17 protein-coding genes are annotated in these 22,057 nt (G+C 64.2%); 10 read left to right on the plus strand and 7 right to left on the minus strand.

Features of this window, described 5'->3' with window-relative positions:
* Positions 1-114: 114 nt before the first annotated feature.
* Positions 115-2,031 (minus strand): CocE/NonD family hydrolase, encoded by a 1,917-nt coding sequence (locus OKW87_RS06275; RefSeq protein WP_265543166.1) that lies wholly within the window; start codon positions 2,029-2,031, stop codon positions 115-117.
* A 336-nt stretch (positions 2,032-2,367) separates the two neighbouring features.
* On the opposite strand from OKW87_RS06275, the gene rpoB reads away from it, so the two are divergent.
* The 3 genes from rpoB (at position 2,368) to OKW87_RS06290 (ending at position 12,671) form a co-directional block, all read left to right on the plus strand.
* Positions 2,368-6,552, plus strand: a complete 4,185-nt coding sequence (gene rpoB / locus OKW87_RS06280; RefSeq protein ID WP_265543169.1) for a DNA-directed RNA polymerase subunit beta — start codon at positions 2,368-2,370, stop codon at positions 6,550-6,552.
* Positions 6,553-6,720: 168 nt separating this feature from the next.
* Complete coding sequence (gene rpoC / locus OKW87_RS06285) at positions 6,721-11,004, plus strand: DNA-directed RNA polymerase subunit beta' (protein ID WP_265543171.1); 4,284 nt, start codon at positions 6,721-6,723, stop codon at positions 11,002-11,004.
* 620 nt (positions 11,005-11,624) lie between these two features.
* Positions 11,625-12,671 (plus strand): hypothetical protein, encoded by a 1,047-nt coding sequence (locus tag OKW87_RS06290; protein ID WP_265543173.1) that lies wholly within the window; start codon positions 11,625-11,627, stop codon positions 12,669-12,671.
* Positions 12,672-12,693: 22 nt separating this feature from the next.
* On the opposite strand, the gene OKW87_RS06295 is transcribed toward OKW87_RS06290, so the two are convergent.
* Positions 12,694-13,416 (minus strand): Crp/Fnr family transcriptional regulator, encoded by a 723-nt coding sequence (locus tag OKW87_RS06295; RefSeq protein ID WP_265543175.1) that lies wholly within the window; start codon positions 13,414-13,416, stop codon positions 12,694-12,696.
* 116 nt (positions 13,417-13,532) lie between these two features.
* Positions 13,533-14,279, minus strand: a complete 747-nt coding sequence (locus OKW87_RS06300) for a Crp/Fnr family transcriptional regulator (RefSeq protein ID WP_265543177.1) — start codon at positions 14,277-14,279, stop codon at positions 13,533-13,535.
* Positions 14,280-14,516: 237 nt separating this feature from the next.
* Here OKW87_RS06300 and OKW87_RS06305 point away from each other — a divergent pair, with 237 nt between their 5' ends.
* From OKW87_RS06305 to OKW87_RS06325, 5 genes are read left to right on the plus strand one after another with little or no spacing between them, the layout of a single operon-like run.
* Entirely contained in the window at positions 14,517-14,822 is a 306-nt protein-coding gene (locus OKW87_RS06305) for a DUF6894 family protein (protein WP_265543179.1), read from the plus strand.
* Between the two features lie 57 nt (positions 14,823-14,879).
* The gene (locus OKW87_RS06310) at positions 14,880-15,389 is read left to right on the plus strand and encodes a DUF1993 domain-containing protein (protein WP_265543180.1); all 510 of its coding nucleotides are present in this window, start codon (positions 14,880-14,882) and stop codon (positions 15,387-15,389) included.
* Complete coding sequence (locus OKW87_RS06315; protein WP_265543182.1) at positions 15,386-16,243, plus strand: 2-dehydropantoate 2-reductase; 858 nt, start codon at positions 15,386-15,388, stop codon at positions 16,241-16,243. The genes OKW87_RS06310 and OKW87_RS06315 overlap by 4 nt, the downstream gene beginning before the upstream one ends.
* Before the next feature lie 5 nt (positions 16,244-16,248).
* A complete protein-coding gene (locus OKW87_RS06320; RefSeq protein ID WP_265543184.1) occupies positions 16,249-16,989 on the plus strand; it encodes a sulfite exporter TauE/SafE family protein in 741 nt (246 codons plus the stop codon).
* Between the two features lie 53 nt (positions 16,990-17,042).
* Positions 17,043-17,813: an SDR family NAD(P)-dependent oxidoreductase gene (locus OKW87_RS06325; RefSeq protein ID WP_265543186.1), complete on the plus strand. Its 771-nt coding sequence runs from the start codon at positions 17,043-17,045 to the stop codon at positions 17,811-17,813.
* 103 nt (positions 17,814-17,916) lie between these two features.
* Here the strand turns inward: OKW87_RS06325 and OKW87_RS06330 are convergent, their stop codons facing one another.
* Positions 17,917-18,507: an opacity protein gene (locus tag OKW87_RS06330; protein ID WP_265543188.1), complete on the minus strand. Its 591-nt coding sequence runs from the start codon at positions 18,505-18,507 to the stop codon at positions 17,917-17,919.
* A 370-nt stretch (positions 18,508-18,877) separates the two neighbouring features.
* Between OKW87_RS06330 and OKW87_RS06335 the strand changes: the two genes are divergently transcribed.
* Both OKW87_RS06335 and map read left to right on the plus strand, forming a co-directional pair.
* Positions 18,878-19,090, plus strand: a complete 213-nt coding sequence (locus OKW87_RS06335; RefSeq protein WP_265543189.1) for a ParD-like family protein — start codon at positions 18,878-18,880, stop codon at positions 19,088-19,090.
* Entirely contained in the window at positions 19,087-19,875 is a 789-nt protein-coding gene (gene map, locus OKW87_RS06340; protein WP_265543190.1) for a type I methionyl aminopeptidase, read from the plus strand. Before OKW87_RS06335 ends, map begins: the two co-directional genes overlap by 4 nt.
* Positions 19,876-19,887: 12 nt before the next feature.
* Here the strand turns inward: map and OKW87_RS06345 are convergent, their stop codons facing one another.
* The 3 genes from OKW87_RS06345 to OKW87_RS06355 form a co-directional block, all read right to left on the minus strand.
* On the minus strand, positions 19,888-20,148 hold the full coding sequence (locus OKW87_RS06345) for a hypothetical protein (RefSeq protein WP_265543192.1): 261 nt from the start codon (positions 20,146-20,148) through the stop codon (positions 19,888-19,890).
* Positions 20,149-20,259: 111 nt separating this feature from the next.
* Positions 20,260-21,582: a PepSY-associated TM helix domain-containing protein gene (locus tag OKW87_RS06350; protein WP_265543194.1), complete on the minus strand. Its 1,323-nt coding sequence runs from the start codon at positions 21,580-21,582 to the stop codon at positions 20,260-20,262.
* 74 nt (positions 21,583-21,656) lie between these two features.
* On the minus strand, positions 21,657-22,034 hold the full coding sequence (locus OKW87_RS06355; RefSeq protein ID WP_265543196.1) for a hypothetical protein: 378 nt from the start codon (positions 22,032-22,034) through the stop codon (positions 21,657-21,659).
* Between the last annotated feature and the right edge of the window lie 23 nt (positions 22,035-22,057).

Raw genomic sequence — 22,057 nt, forward strand, 5'->3', positions numbered from 1 at the left:
GCGCCCAGGAGACTCAGTAACCTCGCGACGGAAGCACCGGAGCGGGCATCGAACCCGCTCCGCTGCTAAACCCACCCCCTACCCCTCCCTTTCAGGGAGGGGAGCAAGAGAGGGCTATTTCGCCGCCACCGCGCTCTGATCCATCGCCACCACCGGCAGCAACACCGCGCTCGACTGCGCGCCGCCATAGACCAGCGAGACGGTCGCCTTCTGATAGTCCCCGGGCTTCGCGAAGAAGATGTTGGGAACATATTTCTGCGGGTTGCGGTCATAGACCGGGAACAGGCTCGACTGGACCTGGATCATGATCCGGTGCCCCGGCTTGAACACATGGTTCACGCTGGGCAGGCGGAACTTGTATTTCTGGACCTTGCCCGCCGGGATCGCTTCTGGATGCTCGAACGAGTTGCGATAGCGGCCGCGGAAGATGTCCATGCTGATGGGCAGCTGAAAGCCGCCCATTTCGGGCTTGGTGGCAAGATCGTCGGGATAGACGTCGATCACCTTGACGACGAAATCGCCGTCGGTGCCGGTCGTCTTGGCAAAGATTTCGGCCAGCGGCGCGCCGGTCACGCGCACCGGCTGGGTCAGCACGTCGGACGTATAGGTCATCACGTCGGTGCGCCCGTCGGCGAAGCGCTGGTCGGTGACCAGATAGGTCGGCCAGCGACCGTCCTTGAACGAGATCGGCCGCGGCAGATGCGGCACCGGCTTGGCGGGATCGGAGACATAGCTGTCCTCGCCGCGCCCCGGCTTCTCCCAGCCCAGCGCCATGCCGGGCTTGAGATAGATCGGCGTCAGCTTGGCGTCGCAGCCCTTCTCGCAGGCAATCGGCCATTTGCTGAGATAGTCCCAGCGATTCTCGCCGGTATTGTAGAAGGTCGCGGCGGCCGGGGTGAAGGGCGGCGCGCCGTCCTTCAGATAGGCGTTGAAGAAGGGTAGCAGCACGTCGCGCCGGGCCTGGAGCGCGGTATCGCCCTCGAATTCCAGCACGCCCAGCTTCGAGCCGTTATAGTTGAAACCCGAGTGGCGCCACGGCCCCATGATCAGGAAGTTGTTCTTCGCCTGGGGCGTCTTCTGCAGCGCCTCGAAGGCGTGGACCGCGCCATACATATCCTCCTGATCCCAGATGCCCTGCTCCCAGAGCGTCGGCACGTTGGAGGGATTGGCGGCGAGCAATTTGTCGAGCGCCTGCCCCTGCCAGAAGGCGTCGTAGGCCGGATGCGCAGTCATCTTGTTCCAGGCGGGCAGCTGGTCGTAGCCATATTTCTTGGCCCAATCGCCCGCCGAGCCGACCCGGCGGAAGGTCTCATAATCGTCATAGGCGCCCAGCGGCGGCGCCTTGCCTGCGCCCTTGTAGCCGGTCTGGCTGGCGATCCAGCCGATATTGGCGAGGCGGAACGCGCCATAATGGAACCAGTCGTCGCCCATCCAGCCGTCGATCATCGGGCTTTCGGGCGCGGTGACCTTGAGCGCGGGGTGCGGGTTCAGCAGCGCCATCACCGCGGTGAAGCCCTCATAACTGGAGCCGAGCATGCCGACCTTGCCATTGCTCTCGGGCAGGTTCTTCACCAGCCAGTCGATCGTGTCCCAGGCATCGGTGGTGTGATCGACCTTGGTCGGATTGAGTGGGCCGACCGGCGGGCGGGTGATGACATAGTCACCCTCGGAGCCATATTTGCCGCGGATGTCCTGGAAGACGCGGATATAGCCCTCCTTGACGAAAACCTCGTCCCCCTCGGGCAGCGTCTGAAGCATCGAGGTGCTGTCGCTGCGGCGGGTGCGGTTTGCGGCGTTATAGGGGGTGCGAGTGAGCAGGATCGGCGCGCCCTTGGCGCCCTTCGGGATCACGATCGAGGTGAACAGCTTGGTCCCGTCGCGCATCGGGATCATCACTTCGCGGCGGATATAGTCGCTGCCCTGATCGGGCGCAACGAACTTGGCAGGAATGTCGTTGAAGGGCGCGGTCTGTGCCATGGCGGGCGATACGATCAGGGAAGCCACGAACAGTGCAGCGAGCGTCTTGGTCATGCGGTCAGCCTCCGGTTGGTGTACCGTGGATAGCCGCCCCTGCAGCCCGAATGGAAGCGAATGCTTCTTTGCGCGGAACCGGCGCACTTTCGGGCCCCGCAAATGGTTCCCGCCATTTGACAAATCCTGCAGTCCGCCTATATCCGCCCTCACACCACAGCTTCGGGAAATGATGCGCCTTCGCGCAGTGCATCGGTCGAATAGGAGTTGGGGTTTCTTGAGGACGCCGAAAGCTGCCGAATTCCGAACAGGAAGTCGCGCGGCCTTTTCGCGTCTTTCTGCACGTCCCCGCCCCGGAAAGGGGCACGAAATTTGGCTGACGAGGCACAAAAACCCATGGCTACCAAGGCAATCGAAGGCGGCACTGTAAAGCAGCGCGGCGGCGAAGGCGGCACGATGAAGCGCCGCATCCGCAAGGTGTTCGGCAACATCCACGAAGTCGTGCAGATGCCGAACCTGATCGAGGTTCAGCGCGAATCCTACGAGCAGTTCCTGCGCTCCGATCCGTCGATCGGCTATGTCTCGGGCCTCGAGAAGACGCTGCGCTCGGTTTTCCCGATCCGCGATTTCGCCGGCACCGCCGAGCTCGACTTCGTCAATTACGAGCTCGAGCCGCCGAAGTTCGACGTCGAGGAATGCCGTCAGCGCGGGATCACCTATGCGGCGCCGATGCGCGTTACCCTGCGCCTGATCGTGTTCGAGGTGGATCCCGATACGGAAGCCCGTTCGGTCCTCGATATCAAGGAGCAGGATGTCTATATGGGCGACATGCCCCTGATGACGGGCAACGGCACCTTCTTCATCAACGGCACCGAGCGCGTCATCGTCAGCCAGATGCACCGTTCGCCGGGCGTCCTGTTCGATCATGATCGCGGCAAGACCCACGCCAGCGGCAAGTATCTCTTCGCCGCGCGCGTCATCCCCTATCGCGGCTCGTGGCTCGATTTCGAGTTCGACGCGAAGGACATCGTCAACGTCCGCATCGATCGCAAGCGCAAGCTGCCGGTCACGACGCTGCTCTATGCGCTGGGCCTGAACAGCGAGGACATCCTCAACTATTTCTACGGTCGCGTGGTCTATGTCCGCGGCCAGGGCGGCTGGCAGGTTCCGTTCGTCGTCGAGAATTGGCGCGGCCAGAAGCCGATGTTCGACATCGTCGACGCCAAGTCGGGCGAAGTGATCTTCCCGTCGGGCCAGAAGATCTCCCCGCGCGCCGCGAACAAGGCGCAGAAGGACGGGCTCGAGATGCTGCTGATCCCGACCGAGGAAATCTTCGGTCGCTACAGCGCCTATGACCTGATCAACGAAGCCACCGGCGAAATCTATATCGAAGCCGGCGACGAGATTTCGGCCGAGAATCTCGAGGCGCTGGACAAGGCCGGCATCGAGCGGATCGAACTGCTCGACATCGATCATGTCACCACGGGTCCGTGGATCCGCAACACGCTCAAGGTCGACAAGGCCGAGGAGCGCGAGCAGGCATTGTCCGACATCTACCGCGTCATGCGCCCCGGCGAGCCGCCGACGCTGGAGACCGCGGAGTCGCTGTTCTCGGGCTTGTTCTTCGATCCCGAGCGCTACGACCTTTCGGCCGTGGGCCGCGTCAAGCTCAACATGCGCCTCGACCTCGACGTCGAGGACACGGTGACGACGCTGCGCACCGAGGATATTCTCGAGGTCGTCAAGACGCTCGTGAACCTCAAGGACGGCAAGGGCGAAGTCGACGACATCGACAATCTCGGCAACCGCCGCGTGCGTTCGGTGGGCGAATTGCTCGAGAACCAGTATCGCGTCGGCCTGCTCCGCATGGAGCGCGCCGTTAAGGAGCGGATGAGCTCGGTCGACGTGTCCACGGTCATGCCGAACGACCTCATCAACGCGAAGCCGGCAGTCGCCGCGGTTCGCGAGTTCTTCGGCTCGTCGCAGCTCTCGCAGTTCATGGACCAGACCAATCCGTTGTCGGAAGTCACCCACAAGCGCCGCGTGTCGGCGCTTGGGCCAGGTGGTCTGACGCGTGAGCGCGCAGGCTTCGAAGTCCGCGACGTGCATCCGACCCATTATGGCCGCATCTGCCCGATCGAGACGCCGGAAGGCCCGAACATCGGCCTGATCAACTCGCTGGCCAGCTTCAGCCGCGTCAACAAGTACGGCTTCATCGAGACGCCGTACCGCAAGATCATCGACGGCAAGGTGACCAACGACGTCGTCTATCTGTCGGCGATGGAAGAGGCGAAGCACACGATCGCGCAGGCATCGGCCGAGCTCGACGAGGAAAACCGCTTCACCGAGGAGCTGGTCTCGTCGCGTCAGGCGGGCGAATTCCTGATGGCTTTCCCCGATCAGATCACGCTGATGGACGTCAGCCCCAAGCAGCTCGTCTCGGTTGCAGCATCGCTCATTCCGTTCCTGGAAAACGATGACGCCAACCGCGCGCTGATGGGCTCGAACATGCAGCGGCAGGCCGTGCCGCTCGTCCAGGCCGAGGCGCCGTTCGTCGGCACCGGCATGGAAGAGACGGTTGCGCGCGATTCGGGCGCCGCGATCGGCGCCAAGCGCGCCGGCGTGGTCGATCAGGTCGACGCGACCCGCATCGTCATCCGGGCTTCGGGCGAAGTCGATGCCAATGCCAGCGGCGTCGACATCTACACGCTGATGAAGTTCCAGCGCTCGAACCAGAACACCTGCATCAACCAGCGTCCGCTGGTGAAGGTGGGCGACGTGATCGCCGCCGGCGACATCATCGCCGACGGTCCGTCGACCGAGTTCGGCGAGCTGGCGCTGGGCCGCAACGCGCTCGTCGCGTTCATGCCCTGGAACGGCTATAATTATGAGGATTCAATCCTCATCAGCGAGCGCATCGTCAAGGACGACGTCTTCACTTCGATCCACATCGAAGAGTTTGAAGTCATGGCCCGCGACACCAAGCTCGGGCCGGAGGACATCACCCGCGACATCCCGAACGTCGGCGAGGAAGCACTCCGCAACCTCGACGAAGCGGGCATCGTCTATATCGGTGCCGAGGTCGAGCCCGGCGATATTCTCGCCGGCAAGATCACGCCGAAGGGTGAATCGCCGATGACGCCGGAGGAAAAGCTCCTCCGCGCCATCTTCGGCGAGAAGGCCTCGGACGTGCGCGATACTTCGCTGCGGCTGCCCCCGGGCGTCGCCGGCACCGTCGTCGAAGTGCGCGTGTTCAATCGCCACGGCATCGACAAGGACGAGCGCGCGATGGCGATCGAGCGCGAGGAAATCGAGCGGCTGAAGAAGGACTCGGACGACGAGCGCAACATCCTGAACCGCGCGACCTGGTCGCGCCTGAAGGAGATGCTCATCGGCCAGGTCGCGACCGCGGCGCCGAAGGGTCTCAAGAAGGGCGCCACGATCGACGCCGACCTGCTCGACAGCGTCGACCGGCACGAATGGTGGAAATTCTCTGTGGCCGACGACGGCATGCAGTCGAACCTCGAAGCCGTGAAGGGCCAGTATGATGAGGCCGTGAGCCGCATCAAGGAGAAGTTCGAGGATCGCCGCGAGAAGCTGGAGCGGGGCGACGAGCTTCCGCCGGGCGTGCTCAAGATGGTCAAGGTCTTCGTCGCGGTGAAGCGCAAGCTGCAGCCGGGCGACAAGATGGCCGGCCGTCACGGCAACAAGGGCGTGATCTCGCGGATCCTGCCGGCGGAGGACATGCCGTTCCTCGCCGACGGAACCCCCGTCGATCTCGTGCTGAACCCGCTCGGCGTGCCTTCGCGGATGAACGTCGGTCAGATCTTCGAGACCCATCTGGGCTGGGCCGCGCGCGAGCTGGGTCACCAGGTCGGCCGTGCCCTCGAGGATTGGCGCGAAGCCAATCCCGATGCCAAGCCGGGCGACATGCCCGAGGCGGTCAAGGCGCGGCTGCTCGAAGTCTATGGCGAACATTATGCGGACGATATCCAGGGCCGCGATTCGACCCAGATCATCGAGCTGGCGAACAATCTGAAGACCGGTATCCCGATGGGAACCCCGGTGTTCGACGGCGCCCGCGAAGCCGACGTGTCGGCGATGCTGGAGCTGGCCGGTCTCGATACGTCGGGCCAGTCGGACCTGTTCGACGGCCGCACCGGGGATCAGTTCGATCGCAAGGTCACCGTGGGCATCATCTACATGCTCAAGCTGCACCATCTGGTCGACGACAAGATCCACGCGCGTTCGATCGGGCCGTACAGCCTCGTCACCCAGCAGCCGCTGGGCGGCAAGGCCCAGTTCGGCGGACAGCGTTTCGGCGAGATGGAAGTGTGGGCGCTCCAGGCATATGGCGCCGCCTACACGCTCCAGGAGATGCTGACGGTGAAGTCGGACGACGTCGTCGGGCGCACCAAGGTCTATGAGGCGATCGTCAAGGGTGACGACACGTTCGAGGCCGGCATTCCCGAGAGCTTCAACGTTCTCGTCAAGGAAATGCGCTCGCTGGGCCTCAACGTCGAACTCAAGAACGACGAGCCGGGATTTGACTCGGACGGTGTCCAGATCGCGGCGGAGTAAAGCTTCTTCTCCCTCTCCCATCGGGAGAGGGAGGGAGGCGCGAAGCGCCGGAAGGGTGAGGGCGACCCCGATTTGATCGCCCTCACCTTCCCTCTCGGCTTCGCCGAGCGGGCCCCTTCCTCTCCCAACGGGAGAGGAGAGACAGAATTCAGAAGAGGGTAATCACCCATGAACGAACTGACCAACTTCGCGAACCCGGTGGCCAAGCCGGAGACCTTCGACCAGATCCAGATCGGCATCGCGTCTCCGGACAAGATCCGCAGCTGGTCGTTCGGCGAGATCAAGAAGCCCGAGACCATCAACTATCGCACGTTCAAGCCCGAGCGTGACGGCCTGTTCTGCGCGCGCATCTTCGGTCCGATCAAGGACTATGAGTGCCTGTGCGGCAAGTATAAGCGCATGAAATATAAGGGCATCGTCTGCGAGAAGTGCGGCGTCGAGGTTACCGTCTCGAAGGTTCGCCGCGAGCGGATGGGCCACATCGAGCTCGCCGCGCCCGTAGCGCACATCTGGTTCCTGAAGTCGCTGCCGTCGCGCATCGGCCTGCTGCTCGACATGCAGCTCAAGCAGCTCGAGCGCGTGCTCTATTTCGAGAGCTACATCGTCACCGAGCCGGGCCTGACTCCGCTCGAGAAGTTCCAGCTCCTCACCGAGGACGAACTGCTCGACGCGCAGGATGAATATGGCGAAGACGCCTTCTCCGCCGGGATCGGCGCCGAAGCGGTCAAGATCATGCTCATGGATCTCGACCTCGAAGGCGAGCGCAAGGAGCTGCTCGACGAGCTCGCGGTCACCAAGTCCGAGCTGAAGCCCAAGAAGATCATCAAGCGGCTGAAGGTCGTCGAAAGCTTCATCGATTCGGGCAATCGCCCCGAATGGATGATCCTCGACGTCGTTCCGGTCATCCCGCCCGAGCTGCGCCCGCTGGTGCCGCTGGACGGTGGCCGCTTCGCGACTTCGGATCTCAACGATCTGTATCGCCGCGTGATCAACCGTAACAACCGCCTGAAGCGGCTGATGGAACTGCGCGCGCCGGACATCATCGTCCGCAACGAGAAGCGCATGTTGCAGGAAGCCGTCGACGCGCTGTTCGACAACGGTCGCCGCGGTCGCACGATCACGGGTGCCAATAAGCGTCCGCTCAAGTCGCTCTCGGACATGCTCAAGGGTAAGCAGGGCCGCTTCCGTCAGAACCTGCTCGGCAAACGCGTCGACTATTCGGGTCGTTCGGTCATCGTGACCGGGCCTGAGCTGAAGCTGCACCAGTGCGGCCTGCCCAAGAAGATGGCGCTCGAGCTGTTCAAGCCGTTCATCTACGCGCGCCTCGACGCCAAGGGTCTGTCGATGACCCTCAAGCAGGCGAAGAAGTGGGTCGAGAAGGAGCGGAAGGAAGTCTGGGACATCCTGGACGAGGTGATCCGCGAGCATCCGGTGATGCTGAACCGCGCGCCGACGCTGCACCGTCTGGGCATCCAGGCGTTCGAGCCGGTGCTGATCGAGGGCAAGGCGATCCAGCTGCATCCGCTGGTATGCTCGGCCTTCAACGCCGATTTCGACGGCGATCAGATGGCCGTGCACGTACCCCTGAGCCTCGAAGCGCAGCTGGAAGCGCGCGTGCTGATGATGTCGACCAACAACATCCTCTCGCCCGCAAACGGCAAGCCGATCATCGTGCCGTCGCAGGACATGGTGCTGGGCCTTTATTATCTGTCGATGATGAAGGAGAACGAGCCGGGCGAAGGCATGATCATCGGCGACATGTCCGAGGTCCACCAGGCGCTCAACGCCGGCGCGGTCACCCTCCACACGAAGATCACCAGCCGCGTCCCGCAGACCGATGCGGAGGGCAAGACCTATCTCAAGCGCTACGAGACCACCCCGGGCCGCATGCTGCTGGGCGAGACCCTGCCGCAGAACCACAAGGTGCCCTTCGAGACCGTCAACCGCCTCCTCACCAAGAAGGATGTGGGCGACGTGATCGACGAGGTCTATCGCCACACCGGCCAGAAGGAGACCGTGCTGTTCGCCGACGCGATCATGGCACTGGGCTTCAAGCACGCGTTCAAGGCGGGCATCTCGTTCGGCAAGGACGACATGATCATCCCGGACGCCAAGGTCGGCATGGTCGACGAGACCAAGGCGCTCGTGAAGGACTATGAGCAGCAATATCAGGACGGCCTGATCACGCAGCAGGAGAAGTATAACAAGGTGATCGACGCCTGGAGCCGTTGCGGCGATCAGGTGGCGGGCGCGATGATGGACGAGATCAAGGCAGTCCGGAAGCTTCCGAACGGCCGCGAGAAGGACATCAACTCGATCTACATGATGGCCCACTCGGGTGCCCGCGGTTCGCAGGCCCAGATCAAGCAGCTCGCCGGCATGCGCGGCCTGATGGCCAAGCCTTCGGGCGAGATCATCGAGACGCCGATCATCTCGAACTTCAAGGAAGGCCTGACCGTCCTTGAATATTTCAACTCCACCCACGGCGCCCGCAAGGGTCTCGCGGATACGGCGCTGAAGACCGCCAATTCGGGCTACCTCACGCGGCGTCTCGTCGACGTGTCGCAGGATTGCGTGATCATGGAGAATGATTGCGGCACCGAGCGTGCGCTCGAAATGCGCGCGATCGTCCAGGGCGGTTCGACCATCGCGTCGCTCGGCGAGCGCATCCTCGGCCGCACCACGGCGGAAGATGTGGTCGATGCCAAGACCAACGAGGTCGTCATCCCTTCGGGCACGTTGCTCGACGAGGCGATGATCACGCAGATCGAGGCGATCGGGCTTCAGGGGATGAAGATCCGTTCGCCGCTGGTCTGCGAAGCCAAGATCGGTGTCTGCGGCAAATGCTACGGGCGCGATCTCGCCCGCGGTACGCCGGTGAACATCGGCGAGGCAGTCGGCGTCATCGCGGCGCAGTCGATCGGCGAGCCCGGCACCCAGCTGACGATGCGGACCTTCCACATCGGCGGCGCGGCGCAGCTCAACGAGCAGTCCAACCTCGAGGCGACTTCGGACGGCAAGGTCGAATTCCGCGACGTCCGCATGATCATGGATCAGCGCGGCCGCCGGGTGGTGACGTCGCGTTCGGCCGAGCTGGCGATCGTCGACATGGACGGCCGCGAGCTGGCGGTGCACCGTATTCCGTACGGCGCCTATGTGCTGTTCGACGATGGACACATCGTCTCGCAGGGCGATCGGATGGCCGAATGGGATCCGTTCACCATGCCGGTGATCACCGAGAATCCCGGCATCGTGAAGTTCGTCGAGATCATCGAAGGCAAGACGATGACCGAGCAGGTCGATGAGGCGACGGGCATCGCCCAGCGCGTCATCACCGAGAATCGCGGCATGTCGGCGAAGAAGGAAGATCTTCGTCCGCGCCTGACCCTCACCGGCGAAACCGCCGAGGAGGCCGGTCGCTACATGCTGGCGGCGGGCGCAGTGCTCTCGGTCGAGGATGGTGCCACGGTGCATGCAGGCGACGTTCTCGCCCGCGTCAGCCGCGAATCCGCCAAGACCCGCGACATCACCGGCGGTCTGCCGCGCGTCGCCGAGCTCTTCGAGGCACGCAAGCCGAAGGAGAATGCGATCATCGCAAAGGTCTCGGGCCGTGTCGTGTTCGGCAAGGACTATAAGGCCAAGCGCAAGATCGGCATCCAGCCCGAGGACGGCAGCGAGACGGTCGAATATCTGGTGCCCAAGTCGAAGGTCATCGACGTCCAGGAAGGCGATTACGTCAAGCGCGGCGACAATCTGATCGGCGGTTCGCCCGATCCGCACGACATTCTCGAGGTGCTCGGCATCGAGCCGCTCGCGGAATATCTCGTGTCGGAAATCCAGGAGGTCTATCGTCTCCAGGGCGTGAAGATCAACGACAAGCATATCGAGGTGATCGTTCGCCAGATGCTGCAGAAGGTCGAGATCACCGAGTCCGGCGACACCACCTTGCTCGTGGGCGAACAGCTCGACCGCGACGAGATGGACGAGCAGAACGCCAAGCTCGGCAAGAACGAGACTCCGGCGCAGGGCAAGCCCATCCTGCTCGGCATCACCAAGGCGTCGCTGCAGACCCGCAGCTTCATCTCGGCGGCGTCGTTCCAGGAAACCACGCGCGTCCTCACCGAGGCCGCCGTGCAGGGCAAGCAGGACACGCTGATCGGCCTCAAGGAGAATGTCATCGTCGGCCGGCTGATCCCGGCAGGTACCGGCGCCGGCATGAACCGCCTGCGCGTGGCAGCTTCGTCGCGGGATGCGGCACTCCGCGTGGCCCAGCGCCGCGTCGATGCCGCAGCCCTGATCGCGCCGAACTCGGCCGCCGAAGAGCGTGAAGCCGAGCATGCCCGCTCGACCCGGGACGCCGGTGGCACCGGTGACGACGCGCTGGCAAGCGTGGTTCCCAGCGGCCACGGCACCGACGAGGATGCCGGCGAGTATCTGAACAAGAGCGAGTAATCGCTCCGGTTCAGCCGTTCCGGCGCTGAAGACAGAAAAGCCGCCGTCCGGATCCGGGCGGCGGCTTTTCTTGTCGGGAGATTGCTACGCAGCCGAAACGATGCATAGTCATGCAGCCATCCTTTTCAGGGCCGGCCAGTGCGCGTCCTCACCGTCCTGGAGGCCCAGCATGATCACCCTGATCCCGGTTCCCGAACTCGCCGAAAGCTCGATCTTCGGCTATGGCGCCAACTTCCTGACCGAGGGCGCAATCAATGCGACGCCCATCGAGACGATCCCCACCACCATCTCGGTCAGCGGCAGCGAAGGCGAGGATTCGAGCTTCTACAAGGTCGTGCAGAACAGCAGCGACTATAGCGACACGATGAAAGCCAGCGCGACGATCAGCGGATCGGGCTTGAGCTGGTCGGCCTCCGCCACTGCCAGCTACATGCGCCAGCATACCGGGGACGAGACCGCGCTCACCTTCACCTGGATGCGCAAGATTCGTACCCAGGATCGACTGATCTCGACCAGCCAGGCCTCTGTCGCGCTTTCCGACGCGGCGATGAGTTTACTCCAGCAGGACCCTGACGGGTTCATCGATCGCTACGGCACGCATTGCATGATCGGCATCGCCTATGGGGGCGACCTTCAGCGGCTATGTCCGGGTCAACAGCGATTCGGTGAGCGACAAAGAGAGCATCGCCGCCTCCATGAGCGCGTCGATCAACGGGCTCGTCACCCACGGGTCGATCGACGCCACCTGGTCGAGCGACGTCAACAGCGCGCAGGTGAGCAAGACCACCGAGATGGGCTATGTCGCCACCGGCATGGATCCGGTGACGGTCACCGGCGACTTCAACGTCAGCAGCCTGGAAAATACGGTCTCAAGCCTCGCCCCCGCATCGAGCGGCATCGCCGGCGTCACCGGCAAGCCGATCGCGGTGGTGTGCGTGACCTGGGATCAGGTCGGACAGATCCAGGCCACCTGCAGCCAGACGGTGCTCCAGAAGCTCCAGCTTGTCGACCTGCAGTCGACGCTCGATCGGCTATCCCTCGAATATGCGCAGCTCAGTTATGTCGTCGCGACGGCAAACCGGCTCGCGGGCTCCGGCGCGGTGGTCAACGCCTATGTCCCACTCCTCCACCAGCTCGCAAATTATGCACAGGACAGGCTCGCCCGGATCGCCGGGTTGCGGATTCGCGACATACGCTGGCTCGCCGCCAATGCCGGCAGCGTCGACTGGTACGAGATCTCGCCGCTGCTGCTGCCGATGCTTGGTTGGGTCGGGCGCGGCCAGGCGCATGTCCAGGTCTGGTATTCGCTCGACTGGGCGTTTGGCAGCCCGACCGACAATCAGATCGTCACCGTCACCCCTTCCGCCAATCCTGCCGAGGTCCAGCTCGGCCACTGGGTGCATGCCCGACCCGAGGGCGACGATCCGCCCCAGACGATGGACCTTTATTATCGGGTGTTCAGCAACAGCGGCACGCCGACCATCACCACGCGGATGAACTGGTACGATCCCTGGGGGCCGGGCAGCGGCCAATTCGACGGCAATGTCGTCCAGATGCTCGCGGGCGCCAATCTCACCAGCGTTGCGGCCTGGACCCCGTGGAACAACAATCGCATGTCGGTGGCGGTGGTCGATACGGCTTATTCGCTGCCCCCCGGCAAGCAGTGAGGGGTGCCGGCAGGGCGACGGCTCAGGCGGGGTGGTGCAGGTAGCGAGCGCTGAAATCGCCGACGTCGCGCAGCCGGTCCCAGTCGCGCACGATCAGCACGTTGCCGGCGAGGCTGATGAGATCCTCCTTGCGCAGCGTCTGCAGCGTACGGTTGGTGTGGACCGGGGTCAGCCCGGTGGCGTCGGCGATCTGTTCCTGCGTCATCGGGAAGCGATACAGCCCGTTCTGTCCCATCCCCGTCGCGTCCAGCCGCGTCACCAGCTCGCACAATAGATGCGCGATCCGCGCCTTGGCATCGCGCCGACCGACATTTACCACCCATTCGCGAAAGATCGAGGAATCGATCAATGTGTCGAGCCACATCGCCCTGCCTATCGTGGGGCGACTGTCGGATAATGCGAGCAGATCGGCCTTGGCGATCAATGCGAGCTCGCACTGGTCGAGGCTCTGCACATTATGATCTGCCACGGGCAGCAGGCAATTCTGCAGATCGACGAACTCGCCCGGAATGTGCAGCGCCATGATCTGACGGGCGCCCTGCCCCACCAGCTTGTGGCGATAGGCAAAGCCCTTGAGCAGCAGGCTGCAATAGATTCCGGTCTCGCCCTCGCGAACGATGAAGCCGTCCTTGCTGAAACTCCGTCGCAGCGCGGGCAGTGCCTCGATTGCCTCAATGTCCTCGACCGGCAGGTTGGCGCGACGTCCCCATCGTTGGGCAAGCGGGGCGAGGATGGGTTGTTCCAACGGCGGGTGCTTTCGGGGCATGCGTGCCGATCGATACGCCACCCTATTTTATCCTGTCGGCCAGCAGGCGTCCTTGCACCATGTTAGCCGCACTAATGCATGTTAGGCGCACGGGCTCAATAAGGTCGGGGCCCGCCGGCCTCAAGGTGCAGATAACGTTGGTTGAAATCGCCGACCTCGCGCAGGCGGTGCCAGTCGGGGAAGCTGATGTTGCGCCGATTCCGCACGATCAGCCCCTCGCACTCCATGGTCTTGAGCACCCGGTTGACATGCACGGGGGTCAAGCCGGTCGCGTCGGCAATCTGCTCCTGCGTCATGGGCAGAACATAGCCATGATCGGCCTCGAGCCCTTGCGCCTCCAGCCTGAGCGCGAATTCGCAGAGCAAGTGCGCCAGCCTGGTACGCGAATCTCGGCGGCCGATGTTGAGCACCCATTCGCGGAAGATCGACGCCTCGATCAGCGTCGTGATGAGGATAGCGCGGCCCACCGCAGGCCGCTCCATGGCGATCTCCTGGAACGCCGTGATCGGCACTTCGGCCACCTGCCCGCGGGTCAGCATCTGCACATTATGGTCGGAGACGTCGAGGAACAGGTTCTGGAAATCCAACGCTTCTCCGGGAATGTGCAGCGCGATGATCTGGCGCGCGCCCTCGCCCGTTAGTTTCTGGCGGAACGCGAAGCCCGTGATGAGCACGCTGCAGATCCGCGGAATCTCGCCCTCGCGGACGATATAGGTCGACGCTTCCAGCGTGCGCAGCTTGAAGGGCAGCGCCAGAATGGCGTTGCTGTCGGAGTCCGAAAGCGAATAGTTGGTCTGCAATCGTCGGTTCAGCGATTGCAGCGGGTGCTCGGCGTCTGCCATCGTTACCTCCCAAGGCGGGAGCACAAGCATCTCTCAGTCGCCAGCGCCGGATATTATCCTATGGCGATTTTTCCACCATAACATAAGCTAGTCCAGCACTCACAACCTGTGTTGTATCTGCACCAAAGCTATAGATTAATATCCGATATGTAGTTAGGATAGCGCATCGTCGAGCTTGGCTAGGGCCTCGACGGCTGAGAGACGATGCGCTCCCGCCCTCCCGGTGGAGCATATCCATTGTCCCTATATTATTTCCACCTTCGCGACGGCACCGATATCGTGCTGGATCCGGAAGGCCGCGAGCTGGAAACCAAAGCCGCCATCGTCGACACGGCCCTGCACGAGGCGCGCGCCATATTGAGCGAAGACGCCCGCAAGGGGCATCTGATGCTCGATCAGGTCATCGACGTCGTCGACGAGGCGGGCGCGATCGTCCACCGACTCCATTTCATCGATGCGCTCGATATCGTCTGGCCCAGCAAGGACGGTCCCGAAGCCGCGCCGGGCGACAGCCGCTCGCCCACGCTCTCGCCGCGGTCCTGAGGCGACCCGCTTCGACCCGATCTAGCCAAGCGCACGCCCGCACAGTATCGCCCAGACATGGCTACCGAACTCCACGCGCTCTCCGTCCCCGCCTTCCTGCGCGGCTTCAAGGCGATGTCCGCCATTCTCGAAAAGGGTCGCGCCTTTGCCGACGAGCAGGGCATTCCCCACGCGGAACTGCTCGGCGCGCGGCTCTACGAAGACATGGCGCCACTTACCTCGCAAATCCAGCGCGCCAGCGATTCCGCCAAGTTCGCCGGCGCGCGCCTCGCCGGGATCGATGCGCCTTCGATGCCCGATACCGAGGATGGTTTCGAAGCGCTCCAAAATCGCATCGCCAAGACCGTCTCCTTCCTCGAATCGATCGCCCCCGGGGCGATCGATGGCCGCGAGGATGCGGAGGTTCAGCTCAAGACTCCCTCGCGCAGCTTCGAATTCAGCGGCCGCAACTATCTCCTCGGCTTCGCGCTGCCCAATTTCTATTTCCACCTGACCACCGCCTACGCGATCCTGCGCCACAAGGGCGTGCCGCTGGGCAAGATGGACTATCTCGGCGGCATGGGTTGAGCCGGATCGCGGTCATCGGCGCCGGCGCGATCGGCGGCACCGTCGCCGCATGGCTGGCGCAGAAGCAAGAGGTGATCCTGTGCGCGCGCAGCCCGCTGGTCGATCTTGAGGTAGAAACCCCGCAGGGCACGATCCGCGCGACGCCGCGCATCCTGACCAACCCCTCCGACGCCGAACCGGTCGACTGGATACTCGCCGCGACCAAGACCTATGACTCCGTTTCCGCGGCCGCCTGGCTCCCCGGCCTGATGGGCCCGAAGACTCGGCTCGCAGTGCTCCAGAACGGAGTCGAGCATCGCGAGCGCTTTGCCGGCATCGTCGCCAACGATCGGATCGTGCCGGCAATCGTCGACATTCCGGCCGAACGCAGCGCCCCCGGCCGCGTCCTCCAGCGCCGCACCGGCACGATCCTGGTGCCCGAGGGGGCGGAGGATTTCGTCGCCCTCTTCGCCGATACGCCGATCGCCGCCTCCACCACCGCCGATTTCGTCACCGCCGCCTGGCGCAAGCTCGCGATCAACTGCGCGGGAGTCGTCAACGCGATCACGCTGCGCCCCGCCGAAGTCGCGAACGATCCCGCTATCGCCGATCTGATCCGCGGCCTGGTGGCCGAATGCTGCGCCGTCGGCCGCAGCCAGGGCGCCGACATGCCCGACGAGGTGCCCGAAAGCGTCGTCGCCCAGATGCGCGGATCGGACTCGCAATCGGTCAACTCGCTCCACGCCGATCGCCTGGCGGGCCGCCCGATGGAGCTCGACGCGCGCAACGGCGTGATCGTTCGCCTCGGCGCGCAGCATGGCATCTCCACCCCGCTCAACCGCGCCTGCGCCGCCCTGCTAGCCGCCGCCGTCTGACGGCGATGGACGGCCAGACGATCCTGCTGATCTCGGCGCTGATGGCGCTGGCGGCGGCGCTCTACACCTCGGTCGGCCATGCCGGCGCCTCGGGCTATCTCGCGATCATGGCGCTGTTCGCCGTCGCCCCCGCCACGATGCGCCCGACGGCGCTGGTCCTCAACATCATCGTCGCCAGCCTGGCCACCTATCGCTTCGGCGGCGCGGGGCAGGTCAACTGGCGGATGCTGGCCTTTTTCGTGATCGGCGCGATCCCGGCAGCCTTCGTCGCCGGTGGCATCACCCTTCCGGGCCATTATTACCGGCCCCTGGTGGGGGTGGTCCTCTGGATTGCCGCGATCCGCTTGTTTCTGCCGCGCAAGCTCGTCCGGCTCGAAGCGCCGCGCCCGCCGCATCCGGCGCTGATGATCCTGTCGGGAGCGGCGGTCGGCGCGCTCTCGGGCCTCACCGGCACCGGGGGCGGCATTTTCCTCAGCCCGCTGATCCTGTTCTTCGGCTGGGAGGCGGTGCGGCGCACCTCGGGCACCGCAGCGGGCTTCATCCTCTGTGTCTCGATCGCGGGTCTTGCCGGCAACCTTGCCAGCTTGGGCCGATTGCCCGACGAGCTTGCCTGGTTCATCGCCGCAGTGGTGCTGGGCGCTGCCATCGGCACGCAATTCGGCGTATCGCGCCTCCCCACCGGTCGCCTTCTCCAGGCGCTCGGCCTGGTCCTTCTCGTCGCCGGCGCAAAGCTCATTTTCTCCTGACGGACCCGCCGCCCCTCCCCATCGGTTGGCGCTCGGCAACCTCGGAGGAAAATATGGGTCTGGCACTGGTTACCGGCGGGTCGAGCGGCATCGGCCTGGAACTCGCGCGCTGCCTGGCACGCGACGGCCACGGCCTGATCCTGGTCGCGCAGGACGTTGCTAAGCTCGAGCGGGCCGCCACCGAACTCTATGCGTCGGGCGCTCCGAAGGTCGAGACCTGGTCGATCGACCTCTCAAGGTCCGAAGGCGCGCCGGCAATGTTCGAGCAGGTGCGCCAGCGCGCGACCCTCCCCGATTTCCTTTTGCTAAATGCAGGCACCGGCGCCTGGGGCGATTTCGTCGGCCAGACCGATCTGGCGCTCGAGCTGGAGTCGATCCAGGTCAACATCGTCTCGGTGGTCCAGGCGGCCAAGCTGTTCCTGCCCGAAATGGTGAAACGCGGATCGGGCCGGGTGCTGATCACCTCGTCGGTGACCGCGCTCGGCCCCTCGCCGCGGCTGGCGGTCTATTCGGGCACGAAGGCCTTCCTCCACACCTTCGCCGAGGCGGTGCGGGAGGAGATTGCCGATAGCGGCGTAACCATCACTTCGCTGATGCCGGATCTGACCGAGAGTGGCTTCTTCGAGCGCGCGCATGTCGATCCGGACTCGCTAACCGCGCGCGAGCCCAAGGCCGATCCGGCCACGGTTGCGAAGGCGGGCTATGAAGCGATGCTGAAGGGCAAGGACCATGTCGTGGCGCCGAGCTTTCCGGGGAAGCTCAAGGCGGCAGCGGCAAGCATCTTGCCGACGGCGCTGGTCACGAAGATCGCGCGAGCGGACTGAAACCGCAGAAGAGAGTATGGACGGCGGGACAGGATGCTGTCCGTTAAAGCCCCGCCGTCCAATCTCTGGATCAAACCATGGTCTGATTAGACCAAAGCCCGATTTAGAAGTGTGCGATCACGCCTGCCATCGGGCGGAACGAGTTCGCATCGCCGAAGGTGCTGGCTTCGAGGCGGAAGCGGATGCCGCTATTGCCGGTGATGCCGCCCAGGCCGATGTCCTTCGGGCCGACTTCGACGCCGACGCCATAGGTGATGTCGTTATAGTGGCGATCGGGGTTGGCCGGGCGCTGGAACTTCACCCACTGATAGCCGACCTTGCCGTAGATCAGGCCGCTGTCGCCCGCACGCACGCCGAAACGGCCCGCTGCGCCATATTCCCAATCGATATCGCCCTTGAAGCCCTTGGCGACATTGCCTTCCGCGCCGACGAAGAAGCCGCCGATCGGAATGTTGACGCCGGCAACTGCCGAGACGAGACCGCCGTCGAGATCGCGGCCGACCAGCGGGATGCCCGCGTCGCCGATTTCGTTGTCGAAGCGCTCATATCCGCCCATGACGCCGAAATAGGGTTCGATGCCGAATGCGGGGGTGCCATCGGGCGCGGTCGCGGTGGTGCCGGTGTCGGCGTCCTGCGCGAAAGCGGCGGTCGGAAGTGCCGCGGCGAGCGCCGCAGCTGCGAGAATCTTACGCATATGAAATACCTTGGTACGCGGTACTCGCCGACAATCGCGCTTTCACCCCTTGCGGGCGTCAACGTTGTCGACGCTCGTAAGATGGGGCGCTGCTGCGCCGCAACAAGTGACAGTTTCTTGAAACACCGCCTTGCGTTGCATTAGAGCAACAGTCTGGAATCCGGGACTTTCTCCCTTCTTATCCTCGATCAACCGCAGCCGACAGCTTCCGTCGCTGCGGCACCACCGTCGACAGCTTTATATCGCCGCGGCAGCCCTAGCCGCAATTTTCGGGCGTAATGGACGCGCTGGCTCTAGGGAAGAAAAATGTTGGATGTTCTATGCGAATCATATAAAATATGTATATGATTCGCATATTGAAAGCGTCGGCATGGGTATCGTGAACATTGAGGACGAGCTGCACGACCAGCTACGCCGCGCCAGCAAGGTCTCCTGTCGCTCGATCAATGCCCAGGCCGCCTTCTGGATCAAGGTCGGCATGCTGTGCGAGACCAATCCAACGCTCAGCTTCACCGAGATCGTCGATCGCGAGCTCCGCGCCGCGGGCGTTCGCGCGCAACCGCTGGCGATGAGCCTGGCGTGACCAAGTCGCCGCAGGAGATCGCGTTGCTCGCCGAATCCGGCCGGCTGCTGGCGTCGGTTTTCGAACTGCTCGATCGCACCCAGCTCGCCGGCAAGTCGACTCTCGATATCGACACGATGGTCGAGCGCTACATCGTCGACGATCTTCACGCCCGCCCCGCGAGCAAGGGGCAATATGATTATGGCTTCGTGCTCAATAGCTCGATCAACAACGTAGTCTGCCACGGCGTGCCCTCCCCGATCGACGTTCTGCGCGATGGCAACATCGTCAATCTCGACATCACGCTCGAGAAGAACGGCTACATTGCCGACTCCAGCAAGACCTATCTCGTCGGCGCCGTGAACCCCGCCGCCCGGCGCCTCGTCCAGACCACGTACGACGCCCTGTGGATGGGCATCGCCGCGGTCCGCCCCGGCGCACGGCTCGGCGACATCGGCTGGGCGATCGAGCGCCACGCCAAGCGCAACGGCTATTCGGTGGTCCGCGAATATTGCGGCCACGGCATCGGCCGCGAGATGCACGAGGAGCCCCAGATCCTGCATTTCGGAAAGCCGGGTACGGGCATGGAGTTGCGCGAAGGCATGGTGTTCACGATCGAGCCGATGCTGAACCGCGGCCGCCGCGGCGTCCAGACCGAGGCGGACGGCTGGACCGTGGTGACGAAGGACGGCTCGCTCTCCGCCCAGTTCGAACATACCGTCGCCGTCACCGCGACCGGCGTGCAGGTGCTCACGCTGCGTGCCGACGAACGCGAGCTGCCCGCCCGGATGAAGATCGCCGCCTGAGCCGGCCGATCCTCAGACCATCACGGTGGTCGGCACGATCTCGAAGCTGGCGCTCGTCAGCGCAGTGCCGGGATTGACCAGCGCGAACAGGATCGCCGCGCCCGCCCCGCTGCCGTCGGCATCGTAGGAAATGCGGCCTGTGTTCGCATCGTAGACGATTCGATCATCGGCATCGAGCGCGGCCGCGCCGCAAGCGAATGCACTTGCCGCAAGGCTTGTGCCCACGCCCGCGAATACGTGGCTCGCAAGCACCATGCTCGGCGAGACACGCATCGAAGCGCCTTGCCGAAGAAATTCCATCCGTTCGCGCGATCTCGGCGTCGTAATGCATTGCAAATGGTTTCCGGCGCAGAAACGATCCAGAAACGTAATTCCCTCAAAGGATCAGCGCCGGCGCCGGCGCCTGAGCCTGAGCTGGCGGATCTTGTCCAGCGCCAGAAGAATCAGCAACGAAAGGCCGAAAAGCGGCAACAAAATCCCCATCGCGATCGTGATCAGCAGCGCCCAGCGAATCCGCACCCCGTCGACCTTCGGCGGAGCGCCGAAGCTTCCCCTTGGCCGCCACTTCAGCCACATCAGCGTGCCCAGTAGGCTGATCGTCACCAGCGCGATCGCAGTCAGGAGCCCGATCAATTGGTTCACCCAGCCGAACAGCTGGCCCTCGTGCCACGCGATGCCGGTATTAACGACGCGATCAATCACATGCCGGTCACCGAAGCCGCTGCGACCGATTTCCGCCCCGGTCATGGGATCATAGGTCACCTGACGGGTCAGCGGCCGGTTCTGCGCCTCGGATTTCACCGTCCAGACGGCGCCGGTCGGCGGCCCGAAGCGCTGCGGCGCATGCGGCGGGGTCACCAGCACCGGAAAAGCCATCCGCTCTTCCTGCGCCTTCGCCACGAACTGCGCTAGCGGCAAGCCCCCGGGCGACGCTGTGGGCGACGCCGGCATTACCATCATGCCAGGGCCATGATGCGCACTCGCGCCTAGCTTCCAGTCCTGTACCCCCTCGATCAGCCCGAGTTCGGCCCGCGCCCACTGGAACGCCTTGCCCCACGCCCCCGCCCAGGGAAGGCCGCTGGCCAGCATCACCAGCACAAGCCCGGCGATCCAGAAGCCCGTCGATCGGTGGACGTCCTTGAGCAACGGCCGCCCCCGCAGCGACAGCCGCGGATAAAGTGTCCCCGCCGCCCGGAACGGCCGCGGCCACCACAAATAAAGGCCGGTCAGGATCAGCACGATCGTCCAGCTTGCCGCGAGTTCAACCAGCCAGTCGCCCAGACAACCCAGCAGCAGCGAGCCATGGATACGTGCCACGGTCTCCGAAATTTTGTCATCGGGATCGCGCGCGCCAAGCAGCTGCCCCTGCGGCGAGACGAAGATCTCGCGATTTGCGCCGTCGGCGAAACCAAGCTCGATCATCGCCGCATCGCCGGCCTGCTCGGGCACGCGATAGCGGTTGAACCGACCCGCCGGAAAGCGCGCCGTCACCGCCGCCAGCTGCACGTCGGGCGAGACTGCTCCCGCGGTCGCCAGGCCGTGAAAGGAGCGCTCCTCCCACCGATCGAGCTGCGGCTTGAAAAGATAGATCGCGCCGGTGACCGACAGGATCAGGATGAAGGGCAGCACGAACAGCCCGGCATAGAAATGCCACCGCCAGATCGTACGATAGAGGGCGCCCGGCGTCCCCGCCGCGATGGTCGTCATGTCGATAGCCTTTGTCAGGCGCGGCCCCGCCGCACCTTATACCCCGTTGTGTCGCGATAGCGTGCCGCAACGATCTAGCGCAAAGCGTGCGCCGGCGGACCGCGTAATGGCGGACGCAGGCGAAGCGTCGCACCGGGCGCAGGCGCGACGGCGAAGTCCAGCCCCAGGGCGAGCAGGAAGACGATCAGCGCGGCAAGCGGGATCCGGTGCGCGCCGGCGAGCGACGGCAGCGAGAGATCGGAGAAGGCGCACCCACCCTCGGCCTGCAACCCCGCCGACTTATGCTCGAGCCCGGGAATCTCCATCACCATACGGGCTGGACCATTGCCGCCGCACAGCCCGACGATCATCCGCCCGTCATCGAGCATGGGCATGAAACCGGCGGGCACGGCGATGCGTAGCGCCAGCGCCGCCCCGACGATCAGCAGCAACAGCGCCGGATGCGCGCGCAAAAAGGCTCGCAATGCCTGCATAT

Origin of the sequence: Sphingomonas sp. M1-B02 (genome assembly GCF_026167525.1) — a bacterium.
GTDB lineage: Bacteria > Pseudomonadota > Alphaproteobacteria > Sphingomonadales > Sphingomonadaceae > Sphingomonas.

Excerpts from the sequence above, each read along its gene's own strand:
- rpoB (WP_265543169.1), top strand. The coding sequence starts at position 2,368 with ATGGCTACCAAGGCAATCGAAGGCGGCACTGTAAAGCAGCGCGGCGGC.
- OKW87_RS06310 (WP_265543180.1), top strand. The coding sequence starts at position 14,880 with ATGGCTACCGAACTCCACGCGCTCTCCGTCCCCGCCTTCCTGCGCGGC.
- rpoC (WP_265543171.1), top strand. The coding sequence starts at position 6,721 with ATGAACGAACTGACCAACTTCGCGAACCCGGTGGCCAAGCCGGAGACC.
- OKW87_RS06350 (WP_265543194.1), bottom strand. The coding sequence starts at position 21,582 with ATGACGACCATCGCGGCGGGGACGCCGGGCGCCCTCTATCGTACGATC.
- OKW87_RS06325 (WP_265543186.1), top strand. The coding sequence starts at position 17,043 with ATGGGTCTGGCACTGGTTACCGGCGGGTCGAGCGGCATCGGCCTGGAA.
- OKW87_RS06290 (WP_265543173.1), top strand. The coding sequence starts at position 11,625 with ATGGGGGCGACCTTCAGCGGCTATGTCCGGGTCAACAGCGATTCGGTG.
- OKW87_RS06320 (WP_265543184.1), top strand. The coding sequence starts at position 16,249 with ATGGACGGCCAGACGATCCTGCTGATCTCGGCGCTGATGGCGCTGGCG.
- OKW87_RS06345 (WP_265543192.1), bottom strand. The coding sequence starts at position 20,148 with ATGCGTGTCTCGCCGAGCATGGTGCTTGCGAGCCACGTATTCGCGGGC.
- OKW87_RS06300 (WP_265543177.1), bottom strand. The coding sequence starts at position 14,279 with ATGGCAGACGCCGAGCACCCGCTGCAATCGCTGAACCGACGATTGCAG.
- OKW87_RS06275 (WP_265543166.1), bottom strand. The coding sequence starts at position 2,031 with ATGACCAAGACGCTCGCTGCACTGTTCGTGGCTTCCCTGATCGTATCG.
- OKW87_RS06335 (WP_265543189.1), top strand. The coding sequence starts at position 18,878 with ATGGGTATCGTGAACATTGAGGACGAGCTGCACGACCAGCTACGCCGC.
- OKW87_RS06330 (WP_265543188.1), bottom strand. The coding sequence starts at position 18,507 with ATGCGTAAGATTCTCGCAGCTGCGGCGCTCGCCGCGGCACTTCCGACC.